The sequence below is a fragment of the Psychrobacter sp. AOP3-A1-26 genome, assembly GCF_052378235.1.
In the GTDB taxonomy this organism is placed as follows: domain Bacteria; phylum Pseudomonadota; class Gammaproteobacteria; order Pseudomonadales; family Moraxellaceae; genus Psychrobacter.
Genome location: NZ_JBQSXN010000193.1, coordinates 1 through 877 on the forward strand (window position 1 = coordinate 1; position 877 = coordinate 877).

An 877-nucleotide genomic window follows, 5' to 3' on the forward strand; every position below is an offset into this window, starting at 1 on the left:
AATGTTGTTATCTATGGCCAATCCTTTATGACTGATACAGCACTTATTATCGATACCGAAACCGACCAAGGTCGTGACCCAAGACCTGTTCAAGTCGCGACCATTAATGTCATGACTGGGTTTGAGTGGATGAAATACTTTAACAGCGGACGTTCAATATCACCGGTCGTCATTAAAATTCATGGTATCACCGATGAAGATGTCGCTGGTCTTGAGCGTTTTGAGCTTGGGCAATTTGAGTTGCCGCAGTATTTGATCGGTCATAATGTCCGTTTTGACTGGCGAGTGATTGGTAGCCCGTCTGCCAAGCTTATCTGCACGGTGCGGCTTGCGCGCGTGGCCTTTCCAGAATGGAGCGCCTATAGCCAATCTAAATGTATCGAGCAGTTACTAGGCAGCAGCGAGGCGAGCAGAATGACCATTGCTGCTCATGACGCGCTAGGTGATGCGCGCATGTGCTATTTACTGTATCAAGCTTGCTGCGAGCGCCTACAAATTTCACCGACAGATTTTGTGGCCGCTCATGCTATTTCCAATAAAGCCAATCCAGTCAGTAAAATGCCCTTTGGCAAACATAAGGGCAAGCTGATTAAAGAGGTGCCAGTCAGCTATGTGAGATGGATGCTAGGCAATATTCATAATATGCAGCCATCGCTATATTCTGCATTGACCAAGCGCGTCAAAGCAGAAGATGAAACAGCGAAAGAAAAATAGTAAATATAATTATCCTATAAGTAGTTCTAAATAAAATCGATACGATTGTAATAAAGTAAATAGCCACAGTGCTACTGTTGTCAATTTTTCTTGCTTGCTGTTCGCAAGCGTGACAGAGGCTGCGAAAAATTTACTCCAGTAGCACTCGTATCGGTTTTAAAGT

General features: G+C 44.4%; 1 protein-coding gene. It reads left to right on the forward strand.

The window, feature by feature from the left end:
- The first annotated feature begins 27 nt into the window (after positions 1 to 27).
- Positions 28 to 714, forward strand: coding sequence for a putative quorum-sensing-regulated virulence factor (locus ACT3TU_RS14255; protein ID WP_192524777.1), 687 nt, complete (start codon positions 28 to 30; stop codon positions 712 to 714).
- The last annotated feature ends 163 nt before the right edge of the window (positions 715 to 877 follow it).